The 18,622-nt window shown below is 65.0% G+C and carries 19 protein-coding genes; 16 read left to right on the top strand and 3 right to left on the bottom strand.

Annotated features, from left to right (window positions below):
* Nucleotides 1–30 precede the first annotated feature (30 nt).
* Together ABEG21_RS14710 and ABEG21_RS14705 are read left to right on the top strand one after the other, a co-directional pair.
* The gene (locus ABEG21_RS14710) at nt 31–981 is read left to right on the top strand and encodes a fumarylacetoacetate hydrolase (RefSeq protein WP_347555240.1); all 951 of its coding nucleotides are present in this window, start codon (nt 31–33) and stop codon (nt 979–981) included.
* Between the two features lie 255 nt (nt 982–1,236).
* Entirely contained in the window at nt 1,237–2,403 is a 1,167-nt protein-coding gene (locus ABEG21_RS14705) for a PhaM family polyhydroxyalkanoate granule multifunctional regulatory protein (protein WP_347555239.1), read from the top strand.
* Nucleotides 2,404–2,435: 32 nt separating this feature from the next.
* Here ABEG21_RS14705 and ABEG21_RS14700 read toward each other — a convergent pair whose 3' ends face one another.
* The gene (locus ABEG21_RS14700; protein ID WP_347555238.1) at nt 2,436–2,978 is read right to left on the bottom strand and encodes a chalcone isomerase family protein; all 543 of its coding nucleotides are present in this window, start codon (nt 2,976–2,978) and stop codon (nt 2,436–2,438) included.
* A gap of 371 nt (nt 2,979–3,349) precedes the next feature.
* Here ABEG21_RS14700 and ABEG21_RS14695 point away from each other — a divergent pair, with 371 nt between their 5' ends.
* Nucleotides 3,350–4,234: a ferritin-like domain-containing protein gene (locus ABEG21_RS14695; RefSeq protein ID WP_347555237.1), complete on the top strand. Its 885-nt coding sequence runs from the start codon at nt 3,350–3,352 to the stop codon at nt 4,232–4,234.
* 17 nt (nt 4,235–4,251) lie between these two features.
* Complete coding sequence (gene rfaE2, locus ABEG21_RS14690; RefSeq protein WP_347555236.1) at nt 4,252–4,788, top strand: D-glycero-beta-D-manno-heptose 1-phosphate adenylyltransferase; 537 nt, start codon at nt 4,252–4,254, stop codon at nt 4,786–4,788.
* A 49-nt stretch (nt 4,789–4,837) separates the two neighbouring features.
* Here the strand turns inward: rfaE2 and ABEG21_RS14685 are convergent, their stop codons facing one another.
* Nucleotides 4,838–6,832: a biotin--[acetyl-CoA-carboxylase] ligase gene (locus ABEG21_RS14685; RefSeq protein ID WP_347555234.1), complete on the bottom strand. Its 1,995-nt coding sequence runs from the start codon at nt 6,830–6,832 to the stop codon at nt 4,838–4,840.
* A 172-nt stretch (nt 6,833–7,004) separates the two neighbouring features.
* Between ABEG21_RS14685 and ABEG21_RS14680 the strand changes: the two genes are divergently transcribed.
* The 9 genes from ABEG21_RS14680 to ABEG21_RS14640 all read left to right on the top strand — a co-directional run bounded on the left by ABEG21_RS14680 (nt 7,005) and on the right by ABEG21_RS14640 (nt 15,412).
* Nucleotides 7,005–8,207, top strand: coding sequence for an ABC transporter permease (locus ABEG21_RS14680; protein WP_347555233.1), 1,203 nt, complete (start codon nt 7,005–7,007; stop codon nt 8,205–8,207).
* A gap of 10 nt (nt 8,208–8,217) precedes the next feature.
* Complete coding sequence (locus ABEG21_RS14675; RefSeq protein ID WP_347555232.1) at nt 8,218–9,075, top strand: ATP-binding cassette domain-containing protein; 858 nt, start codon at nt 8,218–8,220, stop codon at nt 9,073–9,075.
* A 30-nt stretch (nt 9,076–9,105) separates the two neighbouring features.
* Nucleotides 9,106–10,296, top strand: coding sequence for an MlaD family protein (locus ABEG21_RS14670; RefSeq protein WP_347555231.1), 1,191 nt, complete (start codon nt 9,106–9,108; stop codon nt 10,294–10,296).
* Nucleotides 10,293–11,186, top strand: a complete 894-nt coding sequence (locus ABEG21_RS14665) for an ABC-type transport auxiliary lipoprotein family protein (RefSeq protein ID WP_347555230.1) — start codon at nt 10,293–10,295, stop codon at nt 11,184–11,186. Before ABEG21_RS14670 ends, ABEG21_RS14665 begins: the two co-directional genes overlap by 4 nt.
* 97 nt (nt 11,187–11,283) lie before the next feature.
* Nucleotides 11,284–12,513 (top strand): VanZ family protein, encoded by a 1,230-nt coding sequence (locus ABEG21_RS14660; RefSeq protein ID WP_347555229.1) that lies wholly within the window; start codon nt 11,284–11,286, stop codon nt 12,511–12,513.
* 100 nt (nt 12,514–12,613) lie between these two features.
* Nucleotides 12,614–12,967 (top strand): (2Fe-2S) ferredoxin domain-containing protein, encoded by a 354-nt coding sequence (locus ABEG21_RS14655; RefSeq protein WP_347555228.1) that lies wholly within the window; start codon nt 12,614–12,616, stop codon nt 12,965–12,967.
* Nucleotides 12,968–13,022: 55 nt separating this feature from the next.
* The gene (locus ABEG21_RS14650; protein WP_347555227.1) at nt 13,023–13,694 is read left to right on the top strand and encodes a CocE/NonD family hydrolase; all 672 of its coding nucleotides are present in this window, start codon (nt 13,023–13,025) and stop codon (nt 13,692–13,694) included.
* A gap of 98 nt (nt 13,695–13,792) precedes the next feature.
* Nucleotides 13,793–14,980, top strand: coding sequence for a D-alanyl-D-alanine carboxypeptidase family protein (locus tag ABEG21_RS14645; RefSeq protein ID WP_347555226.1), 1,188 nt, complete (start codon nt 13,793–13,795; stop codon nt 14,978–14,980).
* 111 nt (nt 14,981–15,091) lie between these two features.
* Nucleotides 15,092–15,412: a DUF493 family protein gene (locus tag ABEG21_RS14640; protein WP_347555225.1), complete on the top strand. Its 321-nt coding sequence runs from the start codon at nt 15,092–15,094 to the stop codon at nt 15,410–15,412.
* Here ABEG21_RS14640 and ABEG21_RS14635 read toward each other — a convergent pair.
* The gene (locus ABEG21_RS14635; RefSeq protein ID WP_347555224.1) at nt 15,396–16,370 is read right to left on the bottom strand and encodes a transcriptional regulator GcvA; all 975 of its coding nucleotides are present in this window, start codon (nt 16,368–16,370) and stop codon (nt 15,396–15,398) included. The genes ABEG21_RS14640 and ABEG21_RS14635 overlap by 17 nt on opposite strands.
* 130 nt (nt 16,371–16,500) lie before the next feature.
* Between ABEG21_RS14635 and ABEG21_RS14630 the strand changes: the two genes are divergently transcribed.
* From ABEG21_RS14630 to lipA, 3 genes are all read left to right on the top strand, one after another.
* Complete coding sequence (locus tag ABEG21_RS14630) at nt 16,501–16,821, top strand: DUF2917 domain-containing protein (protein WP_347555223.1); 321 nt, start codon at nt 16,501–16,503, stop codon at nt 16,819–16,821.
* A gap of 68 nt (nt 16,822–16,889) precedes the next feature.
* Entirely contained in the window at nt 16,890–17,570 is a 681-nt protein-coding gene (gene lipB, locus ABEG21_RS14625) for a lipoyl(octanoyl) transferase LipB (protein ID WP_347556822.1), read from the top strand.
* 1 nt (nt 17,571) lies between these two features.
* Nucleotides 17,572–18,603 carry a lipoyl synthase gene (lipA, locus tag ABEG21_RS14620; RefSeq protein ID WP_347555222.1) on the top strand — a complete coding sequence of 344 codons (1,032 nt, stop codon included), beginning with the start codon at nt 17,572–17,574 and terminating at the stop codon, nt 18,601–18,603.
* Nucleotides 18,604–18,622: the final 19 nt, after the last annotated feature.

Here is an 18,622-nt window from a genome sequence, read left to right as displayed (position 1 = left end):
CTCCGCCCTGCCTTACTTTTCCGGTCATAGATGAAGCTCGCCACATTGAAGGATGGCACCCGCGACGGTCAGTTGATCGTGGTGTCCCGGGATTTGCAAACCGCGGCGATCGCCGATGCAATCGCGCCAACCTTGCAGCGCGTGCTGGAGGACTGGCATTTTTACGCGCCGCAGCTGCGGACGCTGTATGAGTCGCTGAACGGCGGTCGCGTGCGCCGGTCGTTCAAATTCGATGCCAAGGCCTGCATGGCGCCGTTGCCGCGCGCTTGGCGCTGTATCGACGCCACGCATCCGGTGAAAGAGGCGGTCGGCGGCGAGTGGTTTGCCATCCGCCGTGCGGATGTATTGGGCGGTGCGCGAGAGGACATTCTGGTTGCCGACGACACGCGGCAGTTGACCTTGCGCAGCGGGGTGGCGGCGCTGTTGAGCGACGTCGCGCCGGGCGCGGTGCCGATGGAGGCCGTCGCGTCGGTACGTTTGCTCACGCTCTTCGCCTCGTTCCGCGCGCCCGCCTCGGATGCCGCGGCGGTCATGGACGCGTTCGACGAGCGACCGGTTCCGGGGGCATTCGATGCCACCGCCTACGAGGCGCTCGCATTTGCGGCGCTAGCCGTTACGCCCGATGTATTCGGCGACGATTGGCATCACGGCGTGCTGCGCCGACGCGTCGACGTCAAACTGAACGGCCAGCGGCTGAGCGACGGCGGCGCGTCCGCGAAGGACGACGTCCCGGGCAGCGAGACAGCGCGCCTGCGCGCCGACATCGGCGGTTTCGCGACGGTGAACGCCTTGCTGGCACGGACGCAGGGGATCAGCGCCGGTACGATCGTATTGGGCGCGCCAGGCTATGCCGGTCCGGATACGCGGCTGCTGTCGGTGGGCGATCGCATCGCCATCGACCTGCGCGATGACCGTGGCACGACGTATTGCGGTCCGATCGAGACCAGCCTCTCGCCCCGCGGCGAAGCGACCGCCGACTGAAGACGCTCGCGCCGCGCATCGGTGCGATGTGCGCCGTTGTCCGTTAATACCCGCGGCACCGCCACAGCGCCGCGGCGCCGCTGTAAGATGGATTCATGTACAAGCAGGCGGTGCGGGCCGAGGTCGGTCGAAACCCTGCCGACACACGCCAGGGTGCGCCGTCGCCGTCGCGATGGCTGTCCCGTGTGCCGCTCGAATGACTCGGATCGTTCCAGGTCCACGCGAGGCCGCACCGCCGTTTAGCGGAGAGAAGCGATGTCTGAACAAGGCGGACCTGAAGCGTGGCAGAAGTTGTGGTCGATGTGGATGCCCTCGGCCACCGACGCGCCAGGCGGTGCGATGCCGGGTGCCGATGCCGGCAGTCTCTGGCCACAGGGCGCGGCATCGCCTTTCCCGCCAATGCCGGCGGGTTTCCCGGACGCTTTATCCGGCGCCTTCCCCGGCGCCTTTCCGCAGTCCCTCGCCGGGGCGATACCCGGATTGCCGACGGGCTTCCCCGGATTCCCTGGCGCACCCGGTAGCGCGCCAGGCGCCGCCGCCGCCTTTCCTTTCGGCGGTCTAAACGCTTGGGGGCCGATGGCCGCGCTTGCCGCGATGACGCCGGGCGCTGCAGGCATGCCGGGGACTGCAGCGGGTGCCTCTACCCCCTCGGACCCACTGGCCGCCGTGTTCAACGCGCCGTTTGCCGGGCTGTCCCCGTCCTTGTCGATGATGTCCGAGATGATCGCGCCGCTGACGCAGGTGGACGAACTCGATAAACGCATCGCCGACCTGCGCGCGGTCGAGCATTGGCTGAAATTGAATTTGCAGATGTTGCAATCCACCACGCAAGCGCTGGAAGTGCAGCGCGCGACCCTGGCCACCTTGCGTGCCTTCGGCGCGGCGAGCGCGGCAGTCGGCGAGGCGGCGGCAAAATCGATGCGGGAGGGCCCTGGTGCCTCCGGCGCGGCGTCGACGAGCGATGCTTCAGCCGAGGCCGCTGGCGAAGCAATGGCGGCGAGCCTGGGCGCGGGCATGGCGGCGGTGCCGGCGCTCGATCCGCAGCGCTGGTGGGCTATGTTGAACGATCAGTTCCAGCAAATGGCCGCCGCGGCGGCGTCGGTCGCGCCGTCCGATGGCAAGACGACGGCGCCGGCTGGTACGGCACCGGCTCAGGCAACGCGGACGCCAGCGAGCGCTTCGGAGGCGGGCGCAGCGTCGACTGCGAAGCGAGGAGAGGCGGCACCGTCCCGCTCGGCCGCGGGCCGGACGTCCACGACGGCAAAGCAGCCGACGAAGCCGGTCTCAAAACGGGCGGCGCCGCGTCCGGCAACGGTGTCGAAGACCGCGAAGGGCGCGTCGTCGAGCACGGCCTCCGGGGGCCGTGCCACCGGCGCGCGGGCAAGCGTCGGGCGGAAGCCGCGCGCGTCGACCGACGCGTGACATCGCGAGGCGCCGGGCGTGCGACCCGGCAGTCAGCCCGCGCCTTTCAGGAGCCGCGCCCGTAGATCGGGCATCGTCGTCGTGCTGTCGAGCCAGATGCCGAAGAATGCCCGGCAGAAATCGTTGCCGGCGATCAGTCCGACCGGATTGCCGTTGAGGAAGAATCGCGTGCCTTCGCGGGGGTGAAAGACGGCCGTCAGATGCTGGCTGGCCTGAACGGACGGCAGAAACTGCGCAAGCTGCTTGTGCCAGGCGCGGATCTGGGCACCGGTCGCGATCCCCTCGTCGGCCATTTGACCGGTGAAGGCGCTGGCGATCTCGGCGCCGCTGAGGGCGCTTTTATATTCCAGGTCCAGGGCGAAGGATTCGCGCGACAAATCGTCGGCCGAAAACGTGCCCAGATCGACGAAAAGTTTGATGCCATACGCAGGACGCCCGTACCGTCGCATCACCGCGCTGCCGTACAGGCGGGCGGCCGCCACCTGGTCCGGCACGAATTCGAGCGGATCGTAGGCCCAGGCCGGTTTGGGCGACAGGAGGCCCGCGCCACTGCATGTTAGAACGATCGCCGCCACGGCAATGTGGACCGTGCGGCGAGGAAAGATGTGGGAAGGCGCTGAAAACAAGCGCAATGTAGTGGCGGAAAACGTCGCGCCGACTCGACAGCATGTCCCTATCGATTTGACGATATTCGGTTTTTTGATCCTGCGCATGAGAAGATGAGAATCAGGTGGTTGCCTGGTCGAGGGCAAAAGTCCGCATGTTATGATGCGGCCCGACAGTTGTAAGCTACGCTCCGTGCGCCGCCTTAAGCGGGCGCGATGACCGGCCGTCTGGTGGATTGGCCGCGTTTGAGGTCATTGGGGTGGGGCTTGCAGCCCGTCCGTCCGCCGCGTACGCCGGTGCCGAACGTCGTCGTGGCCTATCCGATGAGGTTAGAGGAAAAATGAACGGTATGCTTTACCCCGAACTCTACAGATCGCTTGAGTCGGTTCGCTGGGATATGGATAAGGATATCCCCTGGGATAAGTTCGACGCGTCGATGCTGTCGGACGAACAAGCGAAAACGGTCAAGATGAACGCGATCACCGAGTGGTCCGCGTTGCCTGCCACCGAAATGTTCCTGCGCGACAATCGTCACGACAGTGACTTTTCGGCGTTCATGAGCGTCTGGTTCTTCGAGGAACAGAAGCATTCGCTGGTTCTGATGGAGTACCTGCGCCGGTTCCGTCCTGAAATGGTGCCCAGCGAGAAGGAACTGCACGAAGTGCGCTTTCCGTTCGACCCGGCGCCGCCGCTCGAAACGCTGATGCTGCATTTCTGCGGGGAAATTCGCCTGAACCATTGGTATCGTCGTGCTGCCGAATGGCACACCGAGCCCGTCATCAAGGCGATCTACGAAACGATCTCGCGTGACGAAGCACGTCATGGTGGTGCGTATCTGCGCTACATGAAGCGTGCGCTGGCCCAAACCGGTGACGTCGCGCGTGCCGCGTTCGCAAAGATCGGCGTCTTGATGGCGTCCGCGCGTCGCACGGAAAAGCCGCTGCATCCGACCAATCTGCACGTGAATCAGGATCTGTTCCCGCGCGATACGGTGCAGTCGCGCCTGCCGGACCCGGATTGGCTCGAGCATTGGCTGGATGAGCAGATCAAGTTCGATGCCGTCTGGGAAACCAAGGTCGTCGAGCGGATCCTGCACAATCTGTCGATTCTGTTCGAGCGCCCGTTTGCGTCGGTCCAGGAACTGAACCGCTACCGCAAGGAAGTGGTTCAGCGCATGCAAGCCGCCACCGGCGGCGAAGCGGCTCCCGCGCCAGCAGGCGCTTGAGCAAGGGGCCGGCTACCATGAGCGAGTCGTCCCTGTCCGGTGCGGCGACGTCGCCCACCGGCTCGCCGTCCCATGCGCCTGGCTTCGAGCGCAAGATCGTGACGCTTGAAACGCTGCTCGCGCGGCGTGCGGACCTGCCAGAGCCGGTCGTGTTCACGAATGGCGTGTTCGATATCCTGCATCGGGGACATGTCACGTATCTGGCGCGTGCTCGGGCACTGGGCGCCTTCCTGATCGTCGGCGTGAACAGCGACGCGTCGGTGCGGACGCTCGGGAAAGGAGACGATCGTCCGATCAACGCCGAGGCGGACCGCATGGCCCTGCTGGCTGCGTTGGTCGATGTCGACGCCGTCATCGGTTTCAGCGAATCGACGCCGGTCGAACTGATCCGCGCCTTGCGTCCCGACGTGTTGGTGAAGGGCGGCGACTACGACATGGACGCGCTGCCCGAATCGGCATTGGTACGTGGCTGGGGCGGCCGTGCATTGGCGATCCCTTTCGAGCATCAGCGCTCGACCACCGCTTTGCTTCGCAAGGTGCGCGCCGCTTCCTGAGCGGTGCCCCGGCGTCTCGACGCTACACCGTGACGCCGGGGCGTCGTCCTTAGCCCGCTTCCGGGCTTTGGGCGATGCGTGACAGGCCGTGCAGAACCAGGTCGTCATGTCGCGTGACCGCGACCGGCAGCGCCGGCACGATCTCATTGGCGGCACCGCCTGCGACGATGCAACGACGCGGCGCCTCTTCGTCTTTTGTGGCATCGCACCAATTGCGCCATGCCGAGAGGATCATTCCCGCCTGCGCCTGACGACACCCTTCGATAATGGCTTCGCGCGTCGTGCGTCCGAACGCCGTGTCCTTGCCGGCATGCGCTTGCGCATCGTTGAGCATCGGCAATTGCGCGGTGTTTTGACCGAGCGATTGCAGCATCACACGCCAACCGGGTGCAATCCAGCCGCCGACGAATTCTCCTGCGGCGGTGATCGTATCGATCGTCGTCGCAGTGCCGAATGTGGCGATCAGCAACGCTTCCCCGGGATAGGCCGCGCGCGCGGCGATCATGCCGGCCCATCGATCACTTCCCAAGCGCTCTGCTTCCAGGTAACCGTTGACCAAGCCGCACTGTGTCCGCTGCGCGCGAATCACATGTCGCGGGGCCGCGGGCCATAAAGCGTCGCATTCCGCGGCGATCAGGGCCGCGATGCTCTCGCCGGCAACATTCGATATCCAGATTTCATCGGGCGGCGTCAAGATACGCCACGCCGCGCGCAGATCCCGGAGCGGTGGACTGATCGACGCAGCGGCGTTGCTTGTCAAGTCGCCGGCGTCATGCGCGTTGCGGGCTGAGACGCCACTGCTTCCCGCCTTCGCGGCATCTGCCGCCCCTGTTGCGTCCTCGGCATCGGCCTTGTCTGCCGTGCCCTGTGCCAGCCATTTGCCTGCGGCATCGGTCAGCGTCCATTTGAGCCGGCTATTGCCCGAATCGATCAGCAAGCGATGGCGCACATGGGTGTTGTCGGCGAGGCGCAGTGAGACATCGCCGGCTTGCACCGGAATCCATGTCGCGCGTGCTGCCGACGTGTCGTCCGACGAATCGAATTGGGATCGCGCATCGGGCGCCAGTGGCTTGCCGTGCGCACTGTCGTCATCGGGCGTCCCTGACGACGGGGCGATCAGCAGTTGGCCGCGCGGATCGACGCCCGCCGCCATGCCGCTGAGTTTTTCCACGCCCCCATCCAGGATACGGACTGCTCGTCCAGCGAAGCGATGCACCCGCCACCACGCGTCCCGCATCGGTTCGAATCCGGCGGCCGAAAATGCCGACAGCGTGCGGGACAGCGCCGCGGTGATGGCGCAGAGGACGGCACCCCGCCAAACATCGTGTCGAGCCGCACTGTCGTCCTCGTGCCGAGCGGGGTCCGGTTCCGGCAACAGCATCGCGAGGCAGGCCGGCGGCAAGCCGGGCGGCGCTGCCGTAACGGTGTTGCCGGCCACGCTCGCGCCGCGGTTCTTCGCCACGGCCGACGGTGCCACTGGCGTGCCGCGCAGATTCAGGCCGATGCCGATCACGACGGCGCAGGCGTGCGGGCCGTGGCCACTCGTCTCGATCAAGACGCCGCCGAGCTTGGCGTCGTCCAGGAGGATATCGTTCGGCCATTTCAGACCAATACGTTCGGCCTTCTCCGGCGTGATGCCCGGCAGTGTCCGCAAGCCTTCGACGATCCCCAATCCGACGGCCAGACTCAATCCGGACAGCGCGTCCAGGGAGCAGGGCAACACGACGGCAATCGAAAACAGCAGTCCTTCGCCCGGAACGGTGCGCCATGGCCGACCTTGACGTCCCCGTCCGGCCGTTTGCTCGTCCGCCACGCGCACTACCGGGGGAAAGGTCGCGCTGGCCGTCGCCCAGTCGAGCGGGCCCTGCAGCGCACGCAACGACGCCTTGATCGGCTGGCCATCCGGCGGCGCGCCGGCCCAGCGCGTCAGCAGGTCGGCATTGGTCGAACCGGTGCGGTCGACATAGTCCAGCTGCCAGTTGTCGGGAAGCCGGGCCGCGACGTCGCGGCTGTCCAGGGCACCATAGGGGCGGGTCGTATTCATTCGCGCATTGTAGCGTTGTGCGCGTCGATGTCCTGGCTGCCCCCTTACCTGAATCACGGGCGGTAATGGAAAATGGCTAGCGCATTGCGACGGTGGGCCGTCGTAGTGCGCCCGCACTCGATACAATGGAAGCCGATGCCGTGGATGTATGGAGATGCAGTGTGGAGATGCCGTGCCTTTGAATCTGGATGCGCCCCCTTCGCTGACGGTCGACGAGGACCCTTCGGCGCAGCCGGGACGGGCGGGGCCTCTCGACGCCGATGCATTGGCTGCCGAGCCGCGTTTGCGCGGCGTGTCGGGCCGTACCGCACGCCTTTCCGGGCAATGGACGGCGCTCGCGCTCGCTTCGGACCGTGATCACGCGGGCGCATTGCTGCGCCGTGCGCGCGAGCGGCCCTTGGCCGCCTGGGATCTGACCGCGATCGATCGCCTGGACCACGCCGGCGGGCAATTGCTTTGGCGTACCTGGGGTCGAAAACTACCGGATGCCGTCGCGCTGACGGATACGCAACGCGGCATCTTCGATCGCATCGCCCTGCTCGACGCGCAACCGCACGAGCCGCCCGAGGAAGCACCGCGGATCGATCCGATCACGCGTTTCGGACTCGCGATTTTCGGTTTCAGCGCCCATCTGCGCAGCGGCATCACGCTGTTTGGCGGCTTCGTGCAAGACCTCGGCACGGTGATCGCGCATCCGTCGCGGATGCCGTGGCGTGCCTTGTCGGCGCAAATTTTCGTGATGGGCGCGCAGGCGCTGGGCATTACCGCGTTGGTCGCGTTTCTGATCGGCATCGTGCTCGGTTATCTGTCTGCGCAGCAGCTCTCGGCATTCGGCGCGAACGCCTTTATCGTCAATATCCTGGGCCTGTCGATCATTCGCGAACTCGGTCCCGTGCTGGCGGCGATTCTGGTCGCGGGGCGGTCCGGCTCGGCGATCACCGCGCAACTAGGCGTGATGCGTCTGACCGAAGAGCTGGATGCGATGCGGGTGATGGGCATATCGCACGGCATCCGTCTGGTGCTGCCTCGCGTGTTGGCGTTGGCCATCGCCATGCCCTTGCTGATCATGTGGACCGATGCCATCGCGTTGATGGGCGGCATGGTGGCGGCGCGCTTTGGCCTCGGTATCGACTTTGCGCTGTTCCTGCAGAACTTGCGGCATGCGGTGCCGATCGTCAATTTCTGGATCGGATTGGGCAAGGGCGTCGTCTTCGGCACGCTGATTGCGTTGACGGCCTGCCACTTCGGCTTCCGGATCAAGGCCAATTCACAGAGTCTCGGTGCCGGCACGACTTCGTCGGTGGTCAGCGCCATCACGGTCGTGATCTTTGCCGATGCCGTGTTTGCGATCGCTTTCCAGGGGATCGGGTTATGAGAATCGGTCTATGACGCGCAGTGCTTTCGAGAAATCGGCGCGAACGGCCCCGCGTCCGCCGGTCGGCGAGCCCGTGATCGAGATCCGCGACCTCTGTACGCGCTTTGATGAGACGGTGGTGCACGACATGGTCGACATGACGGTCAATCGTGGTGAGATCGTGTCCTTGGTAGGGGGCTCCGGCTCAGGCAAGACCACCTTGGTCCGGCAGATGCTCGGCCTCGAACGTCCCACTAGCGGCGCGGTCCGGGTATTCGGCGAGGATCCGGCTCGACCGGCATCGGGCAGCCGGATGATGCGCAATCGATCGGGCATGCTATTTCAACGCGGAGCCCTGTTCTCGTCGCTCAGCGTGTTCGACAACGTCGCGCAGCCGATCCGTGAATTTGGGCGCATTCCGGACGACCTGCTGCGCGACGTCGTCATGTTGAAGTTGGAAATGGTCGGACTGTCGTTCCGACACGCCAACAAGCTGCCGTCCGAATTGTCCGGCGGCATGATCAAGCGCGTCGGGATCGCGCGGGCGCTGGCGCTCGAACCGGAGCTGTTGTATCTGGACGAGCCGACCGCGGGACTCGATCCCACCGCATCGGATGGTTTCGTCGACTTGATCGCCAGTCTGCATCGGGCGCTCGGTCTGACGGTGGTGATGGTGACGCATGACCTCGACACGATGGTGTCGTTGTCGACGCGCGTGGCGGTGCTGGCGGATCGGCATATCATCGCCGCCGCGCCGGTGGAGGAGGTGGCCGGCGTCGCGCACCCTTTCATCGAAGAGTATTTTCTGGGCGAGCGCGGTAGGCGAGCGCTGGCGGCGCTGCCGCCCGAGCGACGCGCGTTGCTCCCGGATGGCGCACACTGGGACTAAATACGCCGCAAGGCGAAGAGTGGAGTTGGCATGGAAAACAAGTCGCACGCGTTTGCGACCGGGCTGTTCACGATCCTGTTGGGGGCGGCGATCATCGTCACGCTGCTGTGGTTGCGGCGCGATACGACCGAGCGCGTTCCGTACGATGTCGTCACGCATGGCGCAGTCACCGGGCTGGCTGCAAACGCGCCGGTGCGCTATCGCGGCCTGCTCGTCGGCCGCGTGCAGCGGATCGGTTTCGATCCGTCCGGTAATGGCGATATCGATATCCGGATCATGGTCGATGCGAAAACCCCGATCACGCATGCCACCGAAGCCTCGCTCGGCCTGCAGGGGGTGACCGGTCTCGCGTTCGTGCAGCTCAGCGAGCGCAGCGACGACGCACTATCGGGCGGTACGACCGGTACGGCGGCGAGCGGCACGTCGGGCACGTCGAACGCCGCGGGCGTGGCGGTTTCAGCGGCAACGACGGACGCCACCGCTGCCGCGACGCCCCTCGATCACAGCCCCATGTCGACCTCGGCGGATCATGTGGCGCGCATTCCGATGCGTGCCGGACTGATCGAACAGTTGGAGCATCGCGGGCAGGCCTTGTTGACGCAGATGGCGAAGATCAGCGATAACCTGGGCCGCTGGACCAATGACGGCACGCGGATGCAATTCATGGAGACGATGGCCAGCATCCGGCATGCCGCCAACCATGTCGATGCGCTGGCCTTGCACGCCGATCCGGTCGTGCAGAAGCTGCCGCAGACGATGGCGCATCTCGATCAGACGGTGCAATCGGCCAATCGATTGATGACCACGCTGAATCGCCCGGACGGCCCGTTGATCGGCAATCTGAACCGTATCGGCACGGCCGCGCAGCGCACCGGCGACGCGCTCGCCGATATATCGGCGAAGGTCCGCTACGACACGCTGCCGCGTTTGGACGCGCTGTCCGACAACGTCCGCGTGGCGAGTCGCAGTATCAGCCGGGCGGCGGATCTCGTTGCCGATCACCCGCGCAGCCTGTTGTTCGGCACGCCTGCACCAAGACCGGGCCCGGGCGAGGCCGGATTCGGCTGGCCATCGGCGTCGCGCGGCCATGCCGACGCGCCCCCGCATCACACCGACGACAGCAACGGCTCGGCCGCCGATCCAGGCATCGACCCGGGATCGCACGACGCCGACGCGCAAGACGCCTTGCGCGCCATCGCGCCAAAAGGAGAGGGAGAATGAGGGGCAGTCTGTATCTCGGTCTATCGACCGCAGCGATGTCGCGCCGCACGGTGGGCGTCGTATGCCTCGTCGGCAGCGCCATGATGTTGGCCGCTTGCTCGACGCCCAAGCCGATGGTCAGCAGCCGCATGGCGCGGTATGACCTCGGCCCGTCCGCCGCGCTGCCGATGCCGCAAGGCGACGCCGCGTCCGGCGTGCAGACACAAGCGCCCACGTCGGTTCCGGCCACGCCCTCGCCGGGCCGTCCGCTGCTGAAGCTGTCGCCGGTTGCCGCGTCCGCGTCGCTCGACGACGATCGGATTCGCTACCGCCTCGACTATGCCGACATTCGCGAAGCGCGGACCTATGCCAACAGTCGTTGGGCCGGCACGCCCTCGCAGCTGCTGACGGAACGTCTGCGGGAGCGTCTGGCGCCCCGCGCGGAAATGCTGCAAGGCGGCGATCCGGAGCGTGCGCCCCAACTGCGGATCGAGCTGATCGATTTCTCGCAGCGCTTCGTTTCCGCGCGTCATGGTGTCGGCGTTGTCAGCGTGCGGGCATCGCTGCGTGCTCCCTGGCCCGATGCGGTGACGACCGATGGGGGCGACGCCGCGAACGGTGGCGGCGCCTCCGAGAAAGCCGCCGTTGGCGCGTCGCGCACTCAGCCGGCGCGTACCGGACTCGCCGCCACGCTTCGCGGGGCGATGATGGGGACGTCGACGCACGGTGGCGCGGCAAACCAGTGGATCGCGCAGCGTGAGTTCACCGTCAGCGTCGTCTGTCCGACGCCGGACGCGGCCGGCGCCGCTGCCGCGATCGCCGATGCCAGCGATCGGCTGGCCGGCGAACTTGGCAACTGGGTCATCACCGCATTGCAGGCGCATCCGACGGCGCGCGAACAGGTACAGTGACGGCTGGCACGCTAGCGCGCCCACTTAGCCCTTTCGTCACCGAACCGTCCGTCGCATGTCGCGCCTTCCTCCTCCATCGCCTCGTCCGCCCCGACCCGTGCGGACCAGCAAGCCGGTCACCGCGAAACCGCCGGTGGTGTCGCCCGAGCACCTGGCGGACAAGCCATGGCGCCGGCGCGCATCGCCATTGGCGCGGCAGGCGCTGGCGTGGTGGATCGCGCTGGTGGTCTACGGCAGTCTCTATCCGATGTCCGGGTGGACCGATATCGGCGTCGGGCCGTTCGCCTATCTGGCCGCGCCGATCCCTCGCTGGCTGACCTTGTTCGACCTCGTAACGAATGTGCTGGGCTATGTGCCCCTGGGCGTGTTCGTCGTTCTGGCCGTCTATCCCCGGCTGCGGGGCGCCTCCGCGATCCTCGTCGCGCTGCTCGCCGGCATCCTGCTCTCGGGCACGATGGAGGCGGTGCAGACCTATCTACCGACGCGGGTGGCATCGAACCTGGACCTGGCGACCAATGCGCTCGGCGCGCTGATCGGCGGCTTTATCACGGTGCCGTTCGTCGGCGCGTTGCTGGACCGGGGCTGGTTGCGTCGCAAACGCTTCCAATGGTTCGAGCGTCACGCGGGAAAGGCCATCGCCTTGCTGCTGCTCTGGCCGGTGGCGCAGATGTATCCGCAGCCCTTCCTGTTCGGCATCGGTGACTGGCCTCGTCGCATTTGGGATTTGGCCGACCCGACGACCACGGGCGCCATCCTCGATTTCATTCCTGGATTGAATGCGCTCGCCGATGCCTTGCCCGATACGCTGGCGTCCTGGACCGATTCGCATGTCTGGGAAGCCATCATCACGACGCTCGGGGTACTCGGCGCCGGCGCTTTCGCCTCGCTGCCGATCCGCGCGACCGCACCCCGACACCGCTTGATCTACGCGATGCTCTGCAGCGCGGTCATCATCAAGACGGTCGTCAACGGCCTGCAATCAGCGGGGGACTGGCGTAATTGGTTCGATTGGATGACCGACGGGGCGGTCGCCGGACTGCTGGCTGGCGGCTTGATCTTGCCGGTGATATTGCGGTTTGGCATGCGCATTCGGGCGGTCTGTGCGTTCATCGCGCTGCTGCTATCCCTGCTTCTGGTCAATCTGCTGCCCTTGAATCCGTACTGGCCGGGCGTGCAGATCGGCTGGCAGCAAGGGCAATACCGCCATTTGAACGATCTCGCGCAATGGCTGTCGGGCGTCTGGCCCTATGCGGCGCTCCTCTGGCTGGCCGCGTCGGCCGAGCGCGCCTGGCTTTCAGGCCAGGCCCGGCGTCGGCGGCCACGCTGATCTGTCGGCGCAGATCGCTATAATGAATTGCATCGTGGACCGGCCAGCACCGGTTCCGCTTCCTCGCAAAACCGTCTTTAGCCAAAGCAGGCCGATCACCATGTCCGAATCCTCTTCCGCGGCGTCGTCTTTCTACAAGCATCATGTCTTTTTCTGCCTGAACCAGCGTGCCGAAGGCGCCTCGCGGCCCAGTTGCGCCGGTTGCGGCGCGGCCGAGATGCAGCAACACGCGAAGAAACGCATCAAATCCCTCGGTCTCGCCGGCGAGGGGCAAGTCCGGATCAACCAGGCCGGTTGCCTGGACCGATGCGAACTCGGTCCGGTGCTGGTCGTGTATCCGTCGGCGACCTGGTACACCTATGTCGACGCGTCGGATATCGACGAAATCATCGACAGCCATCTGGTGGGAGGCAAGGTCGTCGAACGACTGCTCGTCGATCAACCAGCCGCATGAGCATCCCCACGTATCAGCCTAAAAAAATGCAAAGCAGCACAGGAGGCGCGACAGCGTGCAACGTTATCTGATCGACGGCCCGACCGGGCGTCTTGAAATTGCGATCGAGGAAGCCGATGCGCGAACGGACGGCACTGCCGCCGCGCCGCGCGGGCTGGCCTTCGTGGCCCATCCCCATCCACTGTTCCAGGGCACGATGGACAACAAAGTGGCCACAACGCTGGCGCGGACCTTTGTCCAACTGGGCTATCGAACCGCGCGGTTGAATTTCCGCGGTGTCGGCGACAGCGAAGGGACGCATGACAAGGGCATTGGCGAGCAGGACGACATGCTGGCCTTGATCGCGCATCTGCGCGCCGGGGGCCAACACGCCGATGCCGATACCTCAGCCGCGGCAGCGGCCTTGCCGATCGTGCTGGCGGGATTTTCTTTCGGTGCCTTTGTCGCGAGCGCGGTCGCGAAGACGCTGGCGGAGCGCGAGCCGGATCTCGTCATCCAGCGCCTGGTGGCGGTGGGCACGCCGGCCGGAAACTGGGATGTCCCGACGGTGCGCGACGACACGATCGCGATCCACGGCGAGCTGGATGAAACGATCCCGCTCGCCAATGTATTCGAGTGGGCGCGTCCCCAGGAGTTGCCGATCACGGTGATCCCGGGAGCGGACCACTTTTTCCATCGCAAGCTGCATATCCTGAAGCGCTTGGTTACCGAATCGTGGCGCGTATAATACTTGCGGTCGCCCGAAATCCCCGTCTTGCGACCGCCTTGCTTGCGGCTTACGCCCGGCTCTCCTAACTGTTGCTTTCAGCCTTTCTCGACTCTTCTATGCGTTTCCCCGCTTTTGCTCCCCGTGCCGTCCTGATCGCGGCACTTGGGATTGCCGTACCGTCGTTACCGCTTATCGCGCATGCTCAGGTTGCGCCGCCCGCCGTGCAGGCGAACGCCTGGTTGCTGGTGGATGCCACCAGCAACCAGATCCTTGCATCGAGCAATGCCGATCAGCGCGTCGAACCGGCGTCGCTGACGAAGCTGCTGACCACCTACATCGTGTTTCAGGCGCTGAAGGACAAGCGCATCACGCTGGAACAGACCGTGATCCCAAGCGAGGCGGTCCGAACTGTCGGCACCGACGAATCGCGAATGTTCATCGAAGCCGGCAAGCCGGTGTCGGTCAACGACCTGCTGCACGGCATGGTCACGCAATCCGGCAATGACGCGGCCATCGCGCTCTCCGAGCTGATCGGTGGCAGCCAGTCTGGTTTCGTGACGATGATGAACGCGGAAGCGGCCAAGCTGGGCATGAAGCACAGCCATTTCGCCGATGTGAACGGCATGCCCAATCCGGACCACTACACGTCGGCCGGCGACCTGGCGCTGGTCGCCACGCACCTGATCCGTGACTTCCCCGAGTACTACCCGATCTTCTCGGAGCGGGAGTTCACGTATAACCACATTCGTCAGCCGAACCGGAACCGCCTGTTGTGGCTGGATCCGACCGTCGATGGTCTGAAAACCGGGCATACGAAGGCGGCCGGTTATTGCCTGATCGCCTCGGCCAAGCGGCCGTTGGACGGCACCCCGGGCGCGAGCCGTCGTCTCGTGACGGTCATGATGGGTGAGCCGAAGGAAGCGCTGCGCGTCACCGACAGCCTGAAGATGCTGAACTACGGCTATCAGGCGTATGACGGCGTGCGCCTGTACGCCGCCAATCAGACGATCCAGACGGCGCGTGTGTGGCAAGGCCAGGCGCATGACGTGAAGATCGGCGTGAAGTCGGATCAATACATCACGGTGCCGAGCGGAACGAAGGACAAGATCAAGCCGATGTTGGTGCTGAACGATCCGATCGTCGCCCCGATCGCCGACGGCCAGCAACTGGGCGTCGTGAAGATCATGGCCGACGGCAAGGAACTGACGGAGTTCCCGGTGGTCGCCCTGTCCGGCGTGCCGCAGGCGGGCTTTGCCGGCCGCATGTGGGATATGCTGATGATGAAGTTCCAGAGCAAGAAGTAATCATCGTGGCGCGGGCCTGACGCCGGCCTGCATCGTTCGCGCCGCACGCGGTGCCGACGGATGCGGATGGGGCGTGCGCCAGGCTGCAGCCGATAAAGACGGAGAAACTAGATGAGCGACGCAGAGAAGGACACCGCGCCGGTCCAGCAGAAAAACAGCGCGAGCGAAGACGGCAAGGAAGAAATCTTCGAATTCCCCTGTGATTTCCCGTTGAAGGTCATGGGACTCGCCAGCGCGGAATTCCAGGAAACCATCACGAAGGTCGTCGAGCAGTTCGATCCGACACTGGATCGCTCGCGTATCGAAGTCCGACCGTCGAGCAGCGGCAACTACACCGGCCTGACGTTGAATATTCACGCGCAGAGTCGCGCGCAACTCGACGACATCTACCGCGCGGTCACCGCGCATCCGATGGTCAAGTTTGTGTTGTAGTCTGGCTCGACGTCTGAACCGACGTTTGCACGACCGCTGCGCCTAGCGGCACGGGGGCCGGAGTGGCTTCCGGGTCTCGGACCTCGTCGCGCAGCCAGGTCAGAAACGCCGCGACGCGCGGCGTGCTTTTCAATGAGGGCGGGCACACGACCGAAGTGATCGCCCCGTCGCTCGCATCGACATCGAACAGCCGCACCAGGCGGCCGTCACGCAGATCGTCCAGCGCCAGCGACGAACGGACCAGCGCGATGCCCTGGCCGCGAATCGCGGCATCCAGCAAATGGCTCGAATCCAGATAGCGCGGTCCGTGTTGCGGCTCGGGCACATCATGCATGCCTGCGGCATCGAACCAGAGCCGCCATGGCTCGTCGCCGGACGATTGCAATAGCCTGTACGACAGGATGTCGCGCGGGTGGGTCGGCAGGCGGCCGCCTTTCAGCAGCGGGCTGCAGGCCGGAAAATACACGTCGCGGATCAGCGTTTCCGTATACAGGCCGGGATAAGGCCCCTTCCCGTGCCGTAGGCCGATATCGACCTCGCCACGCGAGAAATCGGCGTATTCGCCCGACGCCCGCACTTCGATATCGATATCCGGATGCCGTTCGATGAAGCGGCCGATCCGCGGCATCAGCCAGCGCGAGGCCAATGAGGGCAACACACTGACGACCAAGCGCTGGCCGCGGCCGCCATTCCGGACGTTGGCGGTCGCCTCGATCAGGTTGCGCAGCGCATCGCGCACCTGCAACGCGTAGCGTTCCCCGGCCTCGGTCAGCACCACGCGCTTGCCGGTGCGTGCAAACAGGGTTGTTTGAAGCTCTTCTTCGAGCCCGCGGATCTGATGACTGACCGCGCCGTGGGTTACATACAACTCATCGGCCGCCTTCGAAAAACTTTGATGGCGTGCTGCGGCCTCGAAAGCCCGTAGCGCGGTCAGGTTTGGCAGGCGATGAGCATCCAACGGTGAAAATTCCTCACATGGAGTAGCTGAATTTATCGTTTTTCCTCGTCTCAGACAATTCTTATTATGCAATCACAGTCAAGTCAGGGTAAGTCCTGGCGCGGTGCACGATCAAATACGAGGCGTAACGATGAAAACCTTGAAGAAGCTGGCGGTTCAGACCCTATTCGCCGTACCGGCGGGACAGGCGCAATTGTGGGAAGTCGCAACGCGGGGCCGTGTCGCGGCGCGCGCCGGCCGGATCTGGGTCACACGGGAAGGCGATCCGGCAGACTACTGGCTTGAGCAAGGGCTCACATTACAAGTCGCGGCCGGAGATCGCTTGTGGGTAGCCGTGGACGGCGACCGTGAAGCGTGCCTGTCGCTATCGAGCGACAGTGCCGACCCGCGTTGGAATCGTCGTTTGTTGAGCCTGTTCTCGCCGAGCGCATCGCACGGCCAGGCTGCCTGACGGACGACGTTGGCCGCAATACCGCAGTGGGGGGCTGGGTTTTCGAATTCCAGTACACTGGCGCCATGATGACGACGCTCCCGGTTTCCCCCGATCCGACGGCACAGACGCACAACGGCATTGCCGTCCTGTGGCGCGGCGAGATTGACTACGCAAGCTGTTTCGACGCGATGCGCGCCTTTACGGATAGCCGCACCGCCGAGACGCCCGACGCGATGTGGCTGGTTGCCCACCCGCCGGTCTACACGCTGGGCCTAGCCGGCGATCCCGCGCATCTGTTGCGCCGGGACGCCACGATTCCGCTCGTCAAGACCGATCGGGGCGGCCAGATTACCTATCACGGGCCGGGCCAGGTCATCGCCTATCTGCTGATCGACCTGCGCCGCCGTGGCCTGATGGTCAAGGAATATGTGCGCCGCATCGAGCAGGCCGTCATCGACACGCTGGCGGCGTATAATCTGCCGAGCGAACGTCATCCGGGCGCGCCGGGCATCTATCTGGCGGACGGGCCCCTGGCGGGCGCGAAAATCGCCGCACTCGGGCTGAAGATCCGGCAGGGGTGCAGCTACCATGGGGTCAGTCTGAATGTCGGAATGGACTTGCGTCCTTTCGACGATATCAATCCGTGCGGTTACGCTGGGTTGAAGACCACCGATATGGCCAGCGTGGGCGTGCAGGCCGAGTGGCGCGATGTTGCCGCCCGTCTTGCCGACTGCCTGGCGGCGAATCTCCCCGAACGGAATCCTTGAGATGAGCACAGTTCAAAACGGCGCTGAAACAGTGCCGAACGGCGGAACGGCCGCCGCAAACGTTGTGACGGCTGCCGCCGCGACGCCCGTGTACGATGCCACGCAGAAGCAAAAAGCGCAGGCAAAAACCTCGCGTATCCCGATCAAGGTCATTCCGATCGAGAAGTTGAAGAAGCCCGAGTGGATCCGGGTGAAAGCCGCTACCGGCAGTTCGCGCTTCAATGAGATCAAGCAGATCCTGCGCGAGCATCAATTGCACACGGTGTGCGAGGAAGCCAGTTGCCCGAATATCGGCGAATGCTTCGGTAAGGGCACGGCCACCTTCATGATCATGGGCGACAAGTGCACGCGGCGTTGCCCGTTCTGCGACGTCGGTCATGGCCGCCCGGATCCGCTCGATGTCAACGAGCCGGCAAACCTCGCCCGGACGATCGCGGCGCTGAAGTTGCGCTATGTCGTGATCACCAGCGTGGACCGTGACGACCTGCGTGACGGCGGTGCCGCGCATTTCGTCGAATGCATCGAGCAGACACGGGCCTTGTCGCCGGCGACGCGCATCGAGATTCTGACGCCGGACTTCCGCGGTCGCCTGGACCGCGCATTGGGCATCTTGAATGCCGCACCGCCGGACGTGATGAACCACAATCTCGAAACGGTGCCGCGTCTGTATAAGGAAGCGCGGCCGGGTTCCGATTACGCGCACTCGCTCAAGCTGCTGAAGGATTTCAAGGCGCTCCACCCGGAAGTCCAGACGAAGTCGGGCCTGATGGTCGGCCTGGGCGAGACCGAGGAAGAGATCCTGCAGGTCATGCGGGATATGCGCGAGCATAATGTCGACATGTTGACCATCGGTCAGTATCTGCAGCCGTCGGAGCACCATCTGCCGGTTCGCGAATACGTCCATCCGGATACCTTCAAGCGCTATGAAGCGGCGGCCTACGAAATGGGCTTCAGCCATGCCGCGGTCGGGGCGATGGTCCGTTCGAGCTACCACGCCGATGTGCAGGCGCACGAAGCCGGTCTGGTCTTCTGACGGAACGCTTCAGTGTCGC

The organism is Robbsia sp. KACC 23696, assembly GCF_039852015.1.
GTDB lineage: Bacteria > Pseudomonadota > Gammaproteobacteria > Burkholderiales > Burkholderiaceae > Robbsia.
The sequence above is the reverse complement of the archived record's forward strand: the minus strand, read 5'-3'. Positions and strand labels throughout refer to the sequence as shown.